Origin of the sequence: Agriterribacter sp. (genome assembly GCF_035497235.1) — a bacterium.
In the GTDB taxonomy this organism is placed as follows: Bacteria; Bacteroidota; Bacteroidia; order Chitinophagales; family Chitinophagaceae; genus Agriterribacter.
On the sequence record NZ_DATJEB010000053.1, the window covers coordinates 143,522 to 159,721 of the forward strand.

General features: G+C 43.1%; 12 protein-coding genes. 4 read left to right on the forward strand and 8 right to left on the reverse strand.

The features are described 5' to 3' along the window. Window positions 1–12 precede the first annotated feature (12 nt). The 7 genes from VL121_RS19665 to thrA all read right to left on the reverse strand — a co-directional run bounded on the left by VL121_RS19665 (window position 13) and on the right by thrA (window position 8,894). Window positions 13–324, reverse strand: coding sequence for a four helix bundle protein (locus VL121_RS19665; RefSeq protein ID WP_325408318.1), 312 nt, complete (start codon window positions 322–324; stop codon window positions 13–15). 216 nt (window positions 325–540) lie between these two features. Then, on the reverse strand, window positions 541–2,517 hold the full coding sequence (locus tag VL121_RS19670) for a fumarate reductase/succinate dehydrogenase flavoprotein subunit (RefSeq protein WP_325408319.1): 1,977 nt from the start codon (window positions 2,515–2,517) through the stop codon (window positions 541–543). A gap of 136 nt (window positions 2,518–2,653) precedes the next feature. Beyond that, window positions 2,654–3,355 carry a succinate dehydrogenase cytochrome b subunit gene (locus VL121_RS19675; protein ID WP_325408320.1) on the reverse strand — a complete coding sequence of 234 codons (702 nt, stop codon included), beginning with the start codon at window positions 3,353–3,355 and terminating at the stop codon, window positions 2,654–2,656. A gap of 78 nt (window positions 3,356–3,433) precedes the next feature. Then, window positions 3,434–4,000, reverse strand: coding sequence for a hypothetical protein (locus VL121_RS19680; protein WP_325408321.1), 567 nt, complete (start codon window positions 3,998–4,000; stop codon window positions 3,434–3,436). A gap of 77 nt (window positions 4,001–4,077) precedes the next feature. Further along, entirely contained in the window at window positions 4,078–5,376 is a 1,299-nt protein-coding gene (gene thrC / locus VL121_RS19685) for a threonine synthase (protein WP_325408322.1), read from the reverse strand. Between the two features lie 70 nt (window positions 5,377–5,446). Then, window positions 5,447–6,409 carry a homoserine kinase gene (locus VL121_RS19690; protein ID WP_325408323.1) on the reverse strand — a complete coding sequence of 321 codons (963 nt, stop codon included), beginning with the start codon at window positions 6,407–6,409 and terminating at the stop codon, window positions 5,447–5,449. Between the two features lie 40 nt (window positions 6,410–6,449). Then, on the reverse strand, window positions 6,450–8,894 hold the full coding sequence (thrA, locus tag VL121_RS19695; protein WP_325408324.1) for a bifunctional aspartate kinase/homoserine dehydrogenase I: 2,445 nt from the start codon (window positions 8,892–8,894) through the stop codon (window positions 6,450–6,452). A 506-nt stretch (window positions 8,895–9,400) separates the two neighbouring features. Here thrA and VL121_RS19700 point away from each other — a divergent pair. The 4 genes from VL121_RS19700 (at window position 9,401) to chrA (ending at window position 14,652) form a co-directional block, all read left to right on the forward strand. Continuing rightward, window positions 9,401–11,980 (forward strand): phosphoenolpyruvate carboxylase, encoded by a 2,580-nt coding sequence (locus VL121_RS19700; protein WP_325408325.1) that lies wholly within the window; start codon window positions 9,401–9,403, stop codon window positions 11,978–11,980. Between the two features lie 785 nt (window positions 11,981–12,765). After that, window positions 12,766–13,251 (forward strand): hypothetical protein, encoded by a 486-nt coding sequence (locus VL121_RS19705; RefSeq protein WP_325408326.1) that lies wholly within the window; start codon window positions 12,766–12,768, stop codon window positions 13,249–13,251. Next, window positions 13,248–13,538, forward strand: coding sequence for a DoxX family protein (locus tag VL121_RS19710; RefSeq protein WP_325408327.1), 291 nt, complete (start codon window positions 13,248–13,250; stop codon window positions 13,536–13,538). Before VL121_RS19705 ends, VL121_RS19710 begins: the two co-directional genes overlap by 4 nt. Further along, complete coding sequence (chrA, locus tag VL121_RS19715) at window positions 13,528–14,652, forward strand: chromate efflux transporter (RefSeq protein WP_325408328.1); 1,125 nt, start codon at window positions 13,528–13,530, stop codon at window positions 14,650–14,652. The genes VL121_RS19710 and chrA overlap by 11 nt, the downstream gene beginning before the upstream one ends. Window positions 14,653–15,067: 415 nt before the next feature. Here the strand turns inward: chrA and VL121_RS19720 are convergent, their stop codons facing one another. Next, window positions 15,068–16,144 (reverse strand): outer membrane beta-barrel protein, encoded by a 1,077-nt coding sequence (locus tag VL121_RS19720; protein WP_325408329.1) that lies wholly within the window; start codon window positions 16,142–16,144, stop codon window positions 15,068–15,070. Between the last annotated feature and the right edge of the window lie 56 nt (window positions 16,145–16,200).

The following is a 16,200-nucleotide window of genomic DNA, read 5'->3' on the forward strand; positions in this document are numbered from 1 at the left end:
TACATCCTTTACTTACATAATCATCAATCTTAATTTATATACTAAAAAAGCCAATGTAGGTATTGATCCGGGCAATATTCCACCAATAAGCCTGCTTTTGCCCGAAAGTATTATTTTCGAGATAATCCTGATCAATTCCTCTGCCAGAGGTTTTAAAGAACTATTTTTTGGATAACTTTCACTCCGCTCACCAATCACCAACCAATAAAGTGTTTCATTAGCTTCCTTTATAGCGATCTTCATTTTATGAATAAAATCTCCCCTGCTTTCAGCATGTTGCGCTTCAAAAATATTTGCTCCTATTGAAGTACCACTTTTAAGCAATTAATTTGCGAGAATGAACTTTTTATGTTTTTCCAGCAATTCACAGAACTGAATAAGATCAACTGAAAAATCTAATGATTTTTCAACAACTACATTTTTGTGTTTCATAAGTGTTCGCTTTTATAGTTAAAAAAGAATACTATTCTTTCTCTCTACATTTCTTACACCTGCCACATTTTCCATACTTTCACATTTCCACACTTTCACATTCCCGCATTATTTATAATTCCGCTGCGTTGGCTTGGCCAATTCAAATTCCAGCGCTTCCTTATTCAAATTCCAGCTATGTTCACCTTTGTATTCCCAGGCTGCTACATGCAGGAACCGGTCGTCATGGCGGAGGGCTTCTCCTTCCGCGGTTTGGCTTTCTTCCCGAAAGTGGCCGCCGCAACTTTCGGCTCTTTCTAATGCGTCTATACAGGTCAGTTCACCCAGTTCAATAAAATCTGCCACGCGGTTAGCTTTATCTAATTCAGGGTTCATCTCATTAATTTCGCCGGGTATTTTTACATTGCTCCAGAATTCTTTTTTCAGCGCTCTTATTTCTTCTATTGCCTCATTCAAACCTTTTGCGTTGCGCGACATGCCGCATTTTTCCCACATAATTTTTCCGAGGCGTTTATGAAAACTTTCCACCGACTGTTTGCCTTTGATACGCATGAGGCTGCTGATCCGCTCCCGTACTGCGTTTTCCGCCACTTCAAACGCTTCATGCGTAGTTGGAATAGGCTTTACTGAAATTTCATTGGCAAGGTAATTACCAAGGGTATAAGGGATAACAAAATAACCGTCTGCCAGTCCCTGCATCAATGCCGAAGCGCCCAGCCTGTTGGCGCCATGATCGCTGAAATTACATTCGCCCAAAGCGTATAAACCTTTTACCGAGGTCATCAGCTCGTAGTCTACCCATAGCCCGCCCATGGTATAATGCACGGCAGGGTAAATGCGCATAGGCACTTCATAGGGATTTTCGCCGGTAATTTTTTCATACATATCAAAAAGATTACCGTACTCTTCTTTCACTACTTCCTTGCCGAGCCGTACCAGTGTTGCTTCATCGGGGTTTTCTATGCCGTGCTTGCTTGCTTCGGCTCTCCCGTACTTATTAATAAGATTGTAACGGAAATCAAGATAAACCGCCTGCTTTGTGGTACCTACGCCGTAGCCCGCATCGCATCTTTCTTTTGCGGCGCGCGAAGCCACATCACGGGGTACAAGGTTTCCATAGGCCGGATACCTTCTTTCTAAGTAATAATCCCTTTCTTCTTCGGGAATATCATTGGCTTTCCGCGTATCGTTCTGCTTTTTAGGAACCCATATCCGCCCATCGTTACGCAGCGATTCGGACATGAGCGTTAATTTGCTCTGGTGATCGCCGGTTACCGGTATACAGGTAGGATGAATTTGAGTGAAGCAGGGGTTAGCGAAGAACGCTCCCTTTTTATGCGCTTTCCACGCAGCGGTAACATTGCTGCCCATGGCGTTGGTAGATAAATAAAACACGTTGCCATAGCCGCCGCTGCATAACAGTACCGCATGACCGAAATGTCTTTCCAGTTCGCCTGTAACAAGGTTACGGCAGATGATGCCTCTTGCTTGGCCGTCAATAATTACTATATCCAGCATTTCGTGGCGGGCATGCATGGTTACGTTTCCCAGTGCAATTTGCCGTTCCAGCGCCTGGTAAGCACCTATCAGTAATTGCTGGCCGGTTTGCCCGGCAGCATAAAAAGTTCTTTTTACCTGTACGCCGCCAAATGAGCGGTTATTGAGCAACCCGCTGTATTCTCTTGCAAAAGGTACGCCCTGTGCCACGCACTGGTCAATGATGTTAGCGCTTACTTCCGCCAGCCGGTGTGTATTGGCTTCACGGGAGCGGTAGTCTCCGCCTTTTATGGTATCGTAAAAAAGACGGAAAACGGAATCTCCATCGTTCTGATAGTTTTTAGCGGCGTTGATGCCGCCCTGCGCCGCAATGGAATGGGCCCTGCGGGGGGAATCCTGGAAACAAAAAGCTTTTACGCGGTACCCTAACTCGCCTAACGAAGCGGCAGCCGAAGCGCCTGCCAATCCGGTTCCTATTACAATAACTTCTAATTTTCGCTTATTGGCAGGGTTTACCAGTTTTACATGACCTTTATAGTCATTCCATTTGTTCTCTAACGGTCCTGCAGGTATTTTTGAATCCAACATAATTGTAAATACGTTGATGATTTTACCAGATTGATTCCCGGTCATTAATAAAGGTGAAGGATCATCACTAAGGATTTATTCATTTTTCCCCTTCACTACTCTCCAATACTTATTACTTATCACGTACCACTTACCACTACTTCACCCATCCAAGATATACAGACACCGGCATCATGGCAAATGCCAGTGGTACTATTACAGAAAATGCGGTGCCAGCCGCGTGAACAATACGTACATAACGTTGGTTATGCAGCCCCAGCGTTCTGAAAGCGCTGTTAAACCCATGCATTAAATGATAGGCTAAGGAAATGCAGGCCAGCACATATAAAATAACTATTGCAGGCGATTGAAATACGATAACCATTTCACCATACAGGTTATGATATGCTTTTCCATCGTAAGCAATAATACCAAGTTCATGAATATTACCGATACCGCCAAGGCGGCTGGGCGTCCAGAAATGATAAATATGCATGATCAGGAATAACATAATCAATGTGCCCAGTAGCCCCATACTGCGACTGTACCATTTGCTTCCGCGGCTGCCCAAAGGAACCTGGTAGCCGATACTGCGCTTGCTCCTGTTTTGTGATTCCAGTATCAATCCCTGTACAATGTGTAAAATAATACCAACGAATAATCCTACTTCAAGCATGCGGATTACTACTGTTGCCCCCATAAAATGAGCGGCCTTATTGAACATGGCGCCGCCATCGTTTGCCCAAATGCAGGCATTAATCCCAACATGCACTACAAGAAATGCAATAAGAGAAACACCTGTAAGCGCCATTACAAATTTTTTTCCTACAGATGAAGTGAAGAGTTGTTTCCAGGTCATATTCAGAAGAAGTGGTTAGAAAAAAAGTAGGACAAAAATAACACACAAAAGTTCATAAAAGTCAGGTTATGCTTTTTTTTATCCATCTATGCGTTTTGACAAACGGTCATGAATGACCTGAAAGAGGTGCTGGGGCTGCAATGTACGCCATTGAGGCGCATCCAGCAATTGAACATATCTGTTCAGTTTCGCCTTTTTAAAATCGTACTGAGACTGTTCGGGAAGGTTTAATATAACAATCCATCCGTCTTCTTCGTCCGTTTCCTGGAACCAATCTTCGTAATAACTGTCATCGCTGCTGTGAAAATTCAATACATTTTCTCCTATCAGAATAAATTTTGTTATACGTTCATAAAAAAGTACATCCGTAACTTCTCTGCGTAAGGTTTGAATATCATTTTCTATGGCATCATTCCATTCCCCTATTAATTCAATAATAGCGTACCCGTGATCGTAATCTGCATAGAGTATCTTCATGTACAGGGTACGTGATCCAAATTCGTCCCATTGGGGATGGATATAGTAATTGTAAACGGTTTGTGAAAACACAAACTCACTATATTCTCTTCCCAAAAAAGGCGACCGCAGATCTTCTTCCGAAGCGTACAAGTGCCGCCAGTTATAAAAAGGTTCAATATCATGCATAATTCACGTTTCTCTGTCTGCAAATATCGAAAGAATATACATAATATAAGCCGGGTTTCACATGACTTTTACAGCAGTTAGTGCTGCAATAAATAATTTTTAAGCGCGGGGTATGCGGCATCCGTAACGATACTGTGCTTAGGTAAGTGCAGTATGCTTTCAATAGATGGCGGAACAGGCACTTTTTCACCGGTTACGGGCTCAACCACATCGTAAAATTTTACGGGGTGCGCTGTTTCCAGGAAAATGCCTTTTTGGTGCGGATGCTGAGCCAGGTAGCGTTGCAGGCCAAGATAACCTACGGCTCCGTGCGGGTCGGTGAGATAACCGGTTTCTTCCCATACCTTCTTTATGGTATCTTTTGTTTCTGCATCGGTTACCGTGTATCCGGAAAGTATTTTTTTGAGGTTGATAAAATTATTACCGAACAACTGCAGCACGCGAACAAAGTTACTGGGATCGCCCACATCCATAGCGTTGGAAAGCGTAGGCAAGGCCTCCTTTACTTCGTATTTGCCGCTGTGCAAATAGCGGGGTACCACATCATTGGCATTGCATGCGGCAATAAAATGTGTTGCAGGCAGCCCTGAAATATGGGCCAGCAAACCCGCACAAATATTGCCAAAGTTGCCGCTGGGCACTGAAAATACAGGGGGATTTTCTTTTTCACTCCATTGTTTGTAAGCAAAGAAATAATAAAATTGTTGCGGCAGCCAGCGGGCAACATTAATGGAATTGGCTGATGTAAGCATTTTTTTTTGCGTTAAGGATTCATCGGAAAATGCCTGTTTCACCATACGCTGGCAATCATCAAACGTGCCGTTTACTTCCAGCGCATGAATGTTTTTGCCTAATGCGGTTAATTGCTTTTCCTGTACTGAGCTTACTTTTCCGGAGGGGTAAAGAATAACTACATCCACGCCCTCCACATTATAAAAGCCATTGGCAACAGCGCCGCCGGTATCGCCCGAAGTGGCTACCAGCACGGTTATTTTTTCACTTCTTTCTTTTGCAAAATAACCCAGGCACCTGCTCATAAACCGGGCGCCGGTATCTTTAAAAGCAAGGGTTGGTCCGTGAAAGAGTTCTAACGAAAATATATTGTGGTTTACCTGCACCAGCGGGGAAGGAAAGTTCACTGTTTCCATCACAATGCGCTGCAGTTCATCTTCGGGTATATCGTTGCCCACATACGGCTGTATTACATCAAACGCAATGCTGGCATTGCTCTTATCGTTAATGCCGGCTATCCAGTTTTTATTAAGACGGGGCAGGCTTTCGGGAAAATACAATCCTTTATCCGGGGCCTGTCCTTTTATAGTGGCTTCCTTAAAACTTACTTTGGGTGATTGCTTGTTAAGACTGTAATATTTCATTGTAATCGTTGCTGTTCTTTAAAAAACTGCGGTGCATGGATTATTGTATGATTCCGATATGAGCAGCGCGTTAGCGCATGCGTTTAACACCTTCCGTATTTACCGTAGTAACGTACGTATGAAAAGGGATACCTGTGTTCGTATATATTTCCTGCATCTTTTTTTCCACTTCACGCGCTGTTGCCTCATTGCGGCTCAGCATAAAAATGGAAGGCCCCGAACCGGATATGCCGCCGCCTAAAGCGCCGGCCTCCAAACTCTTTGCCTTTACTTCAGCAAAAGCAGGAATAAGTATACTGCGTATGGGTTCTATCAGCACATCTTCCAGAGAGCGGCTGATCAATTCATAGTCATTTTTCATGAACCCGGTAACCAGCGCGGCAATATTGCCCCATTGCTTAATAGCATCCTTCAGCAATATCTGTTTCCGCAGTATCTGTCTTGCATCTTCCGTACGCACTTCTATTTGCGGATGAACCAGTGTAACATACAGGGGAGGAGAGGGGATGCTGATCACATCTAACGGGTGAATGCTGCGGATAAGTGTTACGCCTCCATAAATGCAGGGTGCTATATTATCGGCGTGCTTAACACCTGAAGCCAGTTTTTCGCCCAGCATGGCCATTTGTACCAGGTCGGCATTGCTGAATATATTGTTCAGTAAATGGTTGGCTGCTACTACGGCGCCTGCCGAACTTGCCGCGCTGGAGCCGATACCGCTGCCCGGCATTATTTTTTTTTCTATGGTAACATCAAACCCAATCCTGTTTTCCAGTCTTTCAATCATTTCCAAAAGTGCAACGCCCGCTACATTTTTTAGCGGATCGGTGGGCAGCCCGTAGTCATCCACGTTATGAATAACCACCACAGGGTCTTCAATGAGCTTTACCGTCATTATATCATAAGGGTCATTCAGGGCCAGTCCAAGTACATCAAACCCGCATACAATATTGGCTACCGTGCCGGGCGCTTTAATAGTCAATGATGTATCTTTTGCCGCCTCTATTGCTTCATCTATTGTTTTCAGGTGCATGGTGAAATTTGAGATTTGAAATTTGAGATTGACCGTACGTTCATGACGCCGTTGCTCTTATGATATCGGCAAATACCCCCGATGCCGTTACCTCTGCGCCGGCGCCGGCGCCCTTTATTACCAACGGTTGCACAGGATAGCGCCCTGTGTAAAACAATACTACATTATCTTTTCCATATAAATGATAGAGGTCGTGCTGCGGAGGGATATGCTCCAGCCCGGCAACAGCTTTACCCTGCTCAAATGTGGCAACAAATTTAAGCTTGCTGTTTGCAGCCGCTGCATTGCTGTACAATTTTTTGAAATGCGGCTCATGCTTTTTCAATTCTTCATAAAACGCATTTACATCGCCCTGCATACAGCTTTCGGGTAAAAAGCCGTTACAGGTTATGTCTTCCATCTCCAGTTGCTCACCCGATTCGCGGGCCAGTATCAGAATTTTGCGCATCACATCTGTGCCGCTTAAATCCAGGCGTGGATCGGGTTCCGTATAGCCCTCATCCTGCGCCTGTTTTACCACTTCGGCAAAGCTTACCTGCCCGTTATAATGATTAAAAACAAAATTCAGGGTGCCGCTGAGCACCGCTTCAATCCGGTTAATTTTATCGCCGCTGCGCAACAGGTCATTCAGTGTGCCTATTACCGGCAATGCAGCGCCTACATTGGTTTCAAACAGGTACAGGCAATTGTATGTTCTGGCCAGGTCTTTTAGTTTCCTGTAATAATCGTATGAGGAAGAGGCCGCCACTTTATTGCAAGCAACTACTGAAACACTTTTTTGCAGCAGCCTGTCGTATACCTTTGCCACGGTATCGCTTGCCGTCATATCTACAAAAATGGCATTGCGGAAGTTTTTGCCGATAATAATATTAACGAATGCTTCTATATCCGCATCTTCGCCTCCCTGCAATTTTTCCTGCCAGTTATGGAAGTCAATACCGTTGTCATCTATTATCATTTTCCGGCTGTTGGCCAGTCCTGTTACCCTAACGTTGAGGCGCAGGTGCTTTGCCAGCCAGTCCTGCTGCTGCTGCAATTGCTGCAACAGTATGCTCCCTACGTTACCCGTGCCGGCTATAAACAGGTGTATTTCTTTACGGGTGGTTTCAAAAAACTCTTCGTGCAGGATGTTAATGGCTTTGCGCACATCCTTTGTAGCCACTACGGCCGATATGTTTCGTTCGGAAGAGCCCTGCGCAATGGCGCGTACATTAACACCGTTCCTTCCCAGCGCACCAAACATTTTGCCGCTTATGCCCGGATGGCTTTTCATATTTTCCCCAACCAGGGCCACAATGGATAATGCCGTTTCAACCAGCAGGGGCTGTACTTTCTCGATGGCTATTTCATGTTCAAACTCCGTATCTACTACTGCTTTGGCTTTATGGATGGCGGAGGCTTCAACGCCAACACAAATAGAGTGCTCGGAGGAACCCTGTGTAATAAGTATTACATTGATTTGCGCGGCCGATAAGGCCTCAAACAATCTTCTTGAAAAGCCGGGTACGCCTACCATACCGCTTCCTTCCAGGCTAAAAAGGGCAATATTACTGATGCTGGAAATGCCGCGTATGGAATTTCCGTTGGAGAAAGCTTTTTGCTGAATTACCGTTCCCGCATCGCCGGGAGCGAAAGTATTTTTGATGACCACGGGGATAGCTTTGCGCAACACAGGCTGGATGGTTGGCGGATAAAGCACTTTAGCACCAAAATGAGAAAGTTCCATAGCCTCCTGGTACGATATGGAAGAGATTACTTTGGCGCCGCTTACCCAGCGGGGGTCGGCAGTCATCATACCCGGTACATCCGTCCATATTTCCAGGCAGGCGGCATCTGTTGCCGCTGCCATTATAGCGGCTGTATAGTCCGATCCTCCGCGTCCTAAAGTGGTGGTTTCATTGTTGGCATCGGCGGCAATAAATCCCGGCATCACCACTAAGGCTTCTTTGCAGGAAGCAATATAATCCGCGATTCGCCGGCGTGTTACCGGCCCGTTTACCGTGGCGTTACCAAAATTGTCATTGGTTTGTATCAATGTTCTTGCATCCTTCCATGCGGCGGCAGTTCCACTATTGTTAAAGGTGGCGGCAATGATCCGCGATGAGATCAGTTCGCCGTAGCTGATCATCCGGTCGCGGGTTCTGGCAGAAAATTCACCCAGTAAAAAAATACCGTTACAAATATCCTCAATGTCGTTACACAGTTTTTTAACCAGGCTTAATACATGGCTTTGGTGCTGTACGGGTATTAACAGCTTAACCGTTTCCAGGTGTCTTTGTTCAATATGCTGCAACGCTTCTTTATATTGCTCATTACCGGCGGCGGCCATTAGTCCCGAATTGAGCAGCGCATCGGTGGCGCCACCCATGGCCGACACCACTACAATTGTTGTATCTTTTTCTAATCTTTCCTGTACTATGGATATTACTCTTTTAATATTATCAGCGCTTCCTACCGAAGTTCCGCCGAATTTCAACACCTGCATATGTTTGTTTTTGATAAGTATTATTATACCGGTTTCCCTATCTTTTCAGATGATCGTAGCCCTGTAGCCCAAAGGATTATATGCATGCCATTCACCCTCAAACGAGGGTCGTTGTTGTTGTAATAATAATGGCGTCTGCTGTATGATATGCAGCGGCAGCGGAAGGAAATGTATTTGATTTGTACTGTACCATTACTGTTTTGAGTTGCCGAAGGTAAAACAGATTTGCACAATAGCAAATAAAATGATAAAAATTATACCGCATTACTTAAGCGGAGTATGCAATAAATAATAGATCGCAGGGCCTGATTCAAAATTCACGCAAATTACAGCCATTTCGGTTAAAAACATTTAATGTAACGATCAATTCCTTTTTTTTTAACTAATTTCATGGCTTTAAAAGACGATTGCCTGTCAGTTAAAAACCTGTTGTGCCTTGTTGCCTTGCAGCAGCAAAGCCTCGATCTTTACAATTATATCTTGACGAATTAATCTTTAAGTAACCCATGCCAAGCTCATCTTCCCAAGCATTAACACAGTTCCAGAACCTTGTAGGCCGAAAATTCCAGATATACAACAGCCTGTTTACATCCTTACCCTTTCATCGTATTGAAAAAACAGGCATCCTGCTCTCCCTGTTACTGAGCTACTGTGAAGAAGGATATGATAATAAACAAAGTCCCTCGCAAATCATTGAGGATTTTTTTAGTAAACACACTTCTTATGCGAAAGAAGAAGATAAGTTAGACCTGCTGTTCCGGTTTGTGCAATACGTGGAAAGGCAGGTGGTATTATTTGATGCGCTTGAAGATGCCGCCTTTACCACGGTTAATGATATGAATGGCCCGGGTACGCTGAAGGGGCTTCAGTCGGAAGTAGCGCAGTTTGACAATGAAAGCCAACTGAAGAAGAAGCTGGAAGATTTCAGCATCAGGCTTGTACTCACGGCGCATCCCACGCAATTTTACCCGGGCGCTGTTCTGGGTATCATACACGATCTTACCCGGGCTATTGCTGAAAATAATATCAACCAGATTAACATGTACCTGCAGCAATTGGGAAAGACGCCTTTTTTAAAGGAACAGAAACCAACGCCCTATGATGAAGCGATTAGTTTAATGTGGTACCTCGAGAATATTTTTTACCAGGCTGCCGGCAGGATCATTTCATTTATGAAAACGAATTTGCCTGAAGTGGTATCTGCCGACAATGCCATTATGCGCATGGGATTTTGGCCCGGAGGAGACAGGGATGGCAATCCATATGTTAGAACGGATACCACCTTAAAGGTTGCAGGAGCGTTGCGCGAGAGCATTATGAGATCATACTACCTTGATGTGCGCCGCCTGAAAAGAAGACTTACATTTAAAGGGGTAGATGTTCCGCTGCAGCAATTAGAACTCAAGCTGTATAATAATCTTTTTGTACCGGGGTATAAAAGTGATATCAATAAAACGGAGATATTAAATACGCTTTTACAGATAAAAGAAACGCTGATTTATAAGCACAACGGACTGTTTCTCGACCTGATTGAATCACTGATCAATAAAGTGGAAGTTTTTGGATTGTATTTTGCGTCATTAGATGTGCGGCAGGATAGTTCTGTACACACCAGGGTAATTGAAGAGATTGTTAAAAAAACAAAAGCGCTTCCTGCCGGTTATTTGTCTTTACCGGATAATGAAAAAATACAGGCGCTGCTTAATGTGCATACCATAGTGAACAGCGAAGACCTGACGGATGAAATTCACAGGGATACGCTGGAAGTGATGGCTGCTATTAAAGACATCCAGGCCAATAACGGGGTGGCCGGATGCGACCGTTATGTTATAAGTCATGCCGATAGCGCCCTTACTGTTATTGAGGTATATGGATTGCTGCTGATGAGCGGCTGGCAGGCAGCATCGCTGCTGGTAGATATTGTGCCGCTTTTTGAAACCGTTGATGATCTTGATAATGCGGCCGGCATAATGAAGGAACTGTATGAATTGCCGGCATACCGGGAACATTTACGCCTCCGCAAAAACAAGCAAACCATTATGCTGGGCTTTTCCGATGGCACCAAGGATGGCGGTTACCTTATGGCTAACTGGAGCATATATAAGGCTAAAGAAGCGCTTACCCTGGTATCAAGGGCGTATGATATTGATGTTATATTTTTTGACGGCAGGGGTGGCCCGCCCGCAAGAGGTGGTGGAAAAACGCATAAATTTTATGCCTCCCTCGGAAAAAATATTGCTAATGAAGAAATTCAGTTAACCATCCAGGGACAAACTGTAAGTTCTAATTTCGGTACCATTGAATCGGCCCAGTTTAATATTGAGCAACTCATCAATGCGGGTATTTCCAACGACCTGTTCGCTTCCCAGAAAGTTATTCTCCAGGATACTGAAAAAGAACTGATACAGCAGTTGGCCGAAAAAAGTCTTACTGCTTACCTGGAACTGAAGAACCACCCTAATTTCTTAGAGTACCTCGGTCATGCAAGCCCGCTGCGGTTTTACGCGGCAACCAATATCGGCAGCCGTCCGGCAAAAAGAGGCGGATCGGGCAAGCTGGTATTGGAAGACCTGCGCGCTATTCCCTTTGTTGGCTCATGGAGCCAGTTAAAGCAAAATGTAACGGGGTATTATGGGGTGGGTACCGCATTTAAAAAAATGGATGAAGAAGGCAGGTGGGAAGAGCTGAAAAAGCTCTACGATAAATCTACTTTCATTAAAACGCTGATCGCCAACTGTGAAATGTCTATGAAGAAAAGCTTTTTTCCCATGACCCGTTTTCTTTCAAATCATCCCGTATACGGAGAAATATGGAATAAGATATTTGATGAATACGAGCTTACCAAACAATACATCTTTCGCCTCACTGGTAAAGATGAACTGATGGCGGATTACCCGGTAGAGCAGCTTTCTGTTCAAATGCGGGAGCGGATTGTGCTGCCATTGGTAACCATACAGCAATATGCCATTACCAAGGTAAGGGAAATGGAAGAAAGCGGATCCGAATCACCGCATAAGCAAACGCTGGAAAAATTAGTGATGCGCTGCTCTTTTGGTATTATTAATGCGGGAAGAAATTCGGCGTAAGGGGAGGTGTCAGGTATCGGGTATCAGGTATCGGGAAGTTTCCGGATAACGGCTGGAGGTTGTAAAACACACAGCATGTTGTCCGATGTTTGTGTGAAATCTGTGTTGCTGCGGATTATCTGTGTTTATGGTTAATTCGTATAAATTTTCTTTGATATTTGAATTGCCAATGTATCTCCGTCTTGCAACAGGCTTAAAACATAATTATCAAAGATATTGTTATAATTTTTTCGTGCTAATCCGGTATGATAGCTATTAATACCTCTTGTTATTTTGTATGTTAGCAGGGAGAATTCAAGTCTGCGCCTGGAACCGGTTGCGGTACATACAATAACGATTATTATTTTCTTCATTTTTGTAAAGGAATTGCCGGTTTTTTGTTACATACAGCTAACGTTTAAACATTGCTGCAAGCTGCTATTTTATAGCTTTCGGACGAAACTACAGTTTGGCGTTGTTGTGTTGAAAAGTTCAGAATTTCTGCATGGTTTATTTGCCTTGCCCGAACTACTTTTGATAATAATGCACAGGTAATGTTTTTCTTGCGGAGCGCTATTTGCTTCAATACTTTTATTGGGTGCAGGCATTAATCGTAATGTGATGTGTCACCCTGTGAGCAACCGTGCAAAAACTGAAACGATAGAATAAAATGGAAAATTTTGACAGAAAAAACATTGGGAGAATATCTATCTTAAAAAAGAACTTAAAGACCTTAGTTGGTTCCGGCCGGCACCATTCAAGATTTTGTTTTTTTGTAGCTTTAGAAAACTTCAAACAAATTAAAAATGAAATTTATCCTATTTATTATCTTGTTCATTTCAATTTTTGCTTGTAACCGGCACACAGGCAACAAAATTTTGCAAGATCGCATGGACAGTTTGGAAAGCAAACTTGCAAACACTTACAAACCTGGCTTTGGAGAATTTATGAGTGGCATACAAGCACATCATTCCAAACTTTGGTTTGCAGGACAAAATGAAAACTGGAAGCTTGCTGACTTTGAAGTTCATGAAATAATGGAAGCCATTGAAGCCATTCAGAAATACCAAACTGAAAGAAAGGAAAGCCGGATGATAGGAATGATAAATCCTGCATTAGACAGTATCAGTAATGCTATTCAACAGAAAAACGCTGCACTATTCAAAAGTAGTTACACATTGCTGACTAACACTTGTAACAATTGCCATCGTGCTGCCGACTTTGAATTTAATGTTGTTAAAATTCCAGAAACACAACCTTTCAGCAATCAGGATTTCAAAATCAGCAAATGATGTTCAATACATTTCTACATACAAACAATTCAAAAACAACCATACTTATTCGACTAATGGTTGGTGCTGTGTTTCTTTCAGAAGGTATTCAGAAGCTTTTGTTCCCCGACACACCGGTAGCAGGACGATTTGCAAAAATTGGCTTGCCTTCACCTGGATTTTTAGGAAGTTTCGTTGACCGTTTTGAAATTGTTTGCGGTGCATTGGTTTTAGGAAGCATTTTTCTTTTAATAGAAGGCGGTAGCTTTTGGCTGCTTTACAAAAGAATTATGAAGAATGAAAAGTAACACTGACCTAAAAGACATAGCAAACCTTTTTCTAAAACTTGGAGTAATTGGTTTTGGTGGACCTGCCGCTCATATTGCAATGATGCAGGAAGAAGTAGTTACAAAAAGAAAATGGCTGACCGAACAGCATTTCCTTGACTTAATCGGTGCAACAAATTTAATACCCGGCCCAAACAGCACCGAAATGGCAATTCATGTCGGACACGAAAAAGCGGGTTGGAAAGGTTTAATTATTGCAGGGCTTTGTTTTATTCTACCAGCGGTTTTAATAACGGGGATTTTTGCCTGGCTTTACAAACTGTATGGACAACTTCCCGAAGTACAACCTTTTGTTTATGGTATTAAACCTGCAATTATTGCCATAATTCTTGGGGCTGTTTATCCTTTAGCTAAAAAATCTTTAAAGTCATTACAGTTGGTAGTCATTGGAGTTTTGGTACTGGCTTGTTCCTTGTTAAGCTTCAATGAAATTTATTTGATGTTTGGTGCAGGTATTATTGCGTTGCTTTTGACTTCATTCAAGAACAACAAAAACACAAATGGCTTTTTACCATTTCCCCTTTTACAAGTTGCAAGTACAACACTTATTTCGGCAACTAACGTAAACCTTTTTTGGATTTTTCTAAAAATTGGGGCAGTACTTTATGGTAGCGGTTATGTACTATTTGCATTTCTCGACACAGCATTAGTTTCGGCAGGACTTTTAAGTAGACAGCAATTAATTGATGCCATAGCGGTGGGACAGTTTACCCCTGGCCCTGTTTTTTCATCTGTAACATTTATTGGTTATCAAATCAACGGGCTAACAGGTGCTATCGTTTCTACAATCGCAATTTTTCTGCCATCGTTTGTATTTGTTGCATTGCTTAATCCGCTTGTAAAGAAAATGCGAAACTCAAAACTATTTTCTGCATTCCTTGATGCTGTAAATGTAGCTTCGGTTGCAATTATTGTTTCGGTTTGCTTTTCTATGGGCAAAGACACAATTACTGATTGGCGGACTATTGCAATTGCAGTTTTAAGTATTATCCTGACGTTTGGCTATAAGAAAATAAATAGTGCATTTATAGTTTTGGGTGGTTCATTACTTGGTTACTTATTGACGCTTATATAACGACACGATGAAGGGTGAACGCATAACATTGGATCCGAAAACGGCATTGAATGATATAGTATTTCTGGTCTGTTCCTTTCTTGCCTTCTGCTTTATACACAAGCCTGTGCTCACCTGTAATTCGTCTTGGTCAATAATCTTTTAAATCGTATCTGAGTGGCTCAGGTTTCCCCGTTCCCTGAATGGAGTTTTTTTGATTAGCAAAAGCCATCCATAGAAATGGACGGCTTTAACGATTGCTTGCCCTGTAGAAAAAAAGTTTAGGCGTTAATCAGGTTGCAAGTTGCAGGAGGGTTCCTGATAACGAATGGAGGTTGCAAAATACATAGCGTATTGTTTGATGTTTATGCAAAATTTATGTTACAAGTTACAGGGCGCAAGTTGCATCCCCGGCACCTGCAACCTGAAACCTCCCTCAAAAGCTGAAAATGGCTGCCAGTATAAACGATCCTGTACTTTTAACGCCTGCCCCGTTATTTTTTGTGAATATGCGATCCTCCGCGCTGTCTAAGCGGAATTCGGGGATGATCATGAAATTGTTAACCGGTTTAATGTTAAAAGAAAGGGTGGTTTGGAAAATGCCTGATCCAAAAAGCGGGTAAACATCATCATATTCATCCATATAAGTTATTATTCCTTTCTTGTCGTTGAAATATTCGCCGCGAAGCGTTAGTCCGAATTTTTCTGCAGGATCAGCATTCAGGTAAACCGCAGAACCCCACCACGAACTGGAGCTACCGCCTTTCGGGTTATAAAATTTTACGGTTCCATCGTATCCAAGGCTACACTTTTCCGACAGCTTTGCAGTAGCCGTTAGCGCAAGCTGGTTATTGGCGGCGTTATCAAAATCCTTTCCACCCACATAATTCAGAAAAGCGCTGAATTGATCAAAGCTGGCGCTGAACTGGCCCAGAATAAATTTTTTGGAAAAACCGGCGCTGATATAATCGGTTGGATTGGCTACGCCTACCATTAATCCGAAATGATCGCCCAGCCCGAAGTCGGCTTTAACACCGGTATGAGAAAATGGACCATAGGAAAACATATAGCTCATGCTATAATTACGGTTAAGCTGCGGATCCAGTACTTCATAACCCACATGGGTACCCCATTTACCTGCTGTGAATTTTATTTTGGCGGAAGGAGAGTAACTGATATAGGCCTGCTTTATAGCTGCCAGGGCACCCGTTTCGGCATAGGAAAATTCCTGCGCCCTGCTTCCAAAACCAAGATCAATAGTTGCGGCTACTTTTCCAGTCTTATAATTGGCTTTAATAGAAGCCATACCCAGTTCAAAGGAGTTTTGTGAATTGGTGAAACTGGTATAATTGTTTGTAGCGCCCTGGTCTTTAGCGTTGGCAAAATTGTAACGGTAATAACCGTCAACCGATCCCGAAAGGGTTAGTTCTGCTTTTTTAGTGGTGGAGTCCTGGGAAAAGACAGGGGAAAATGAGGCCATGAAAATGGCAGGTGTAAGAATTTTTCTTAACATTGCAGTTGATTTTAAGTGTTAAATGGAAAGGGTACTGTTTTAAACCTGGTCAGAGG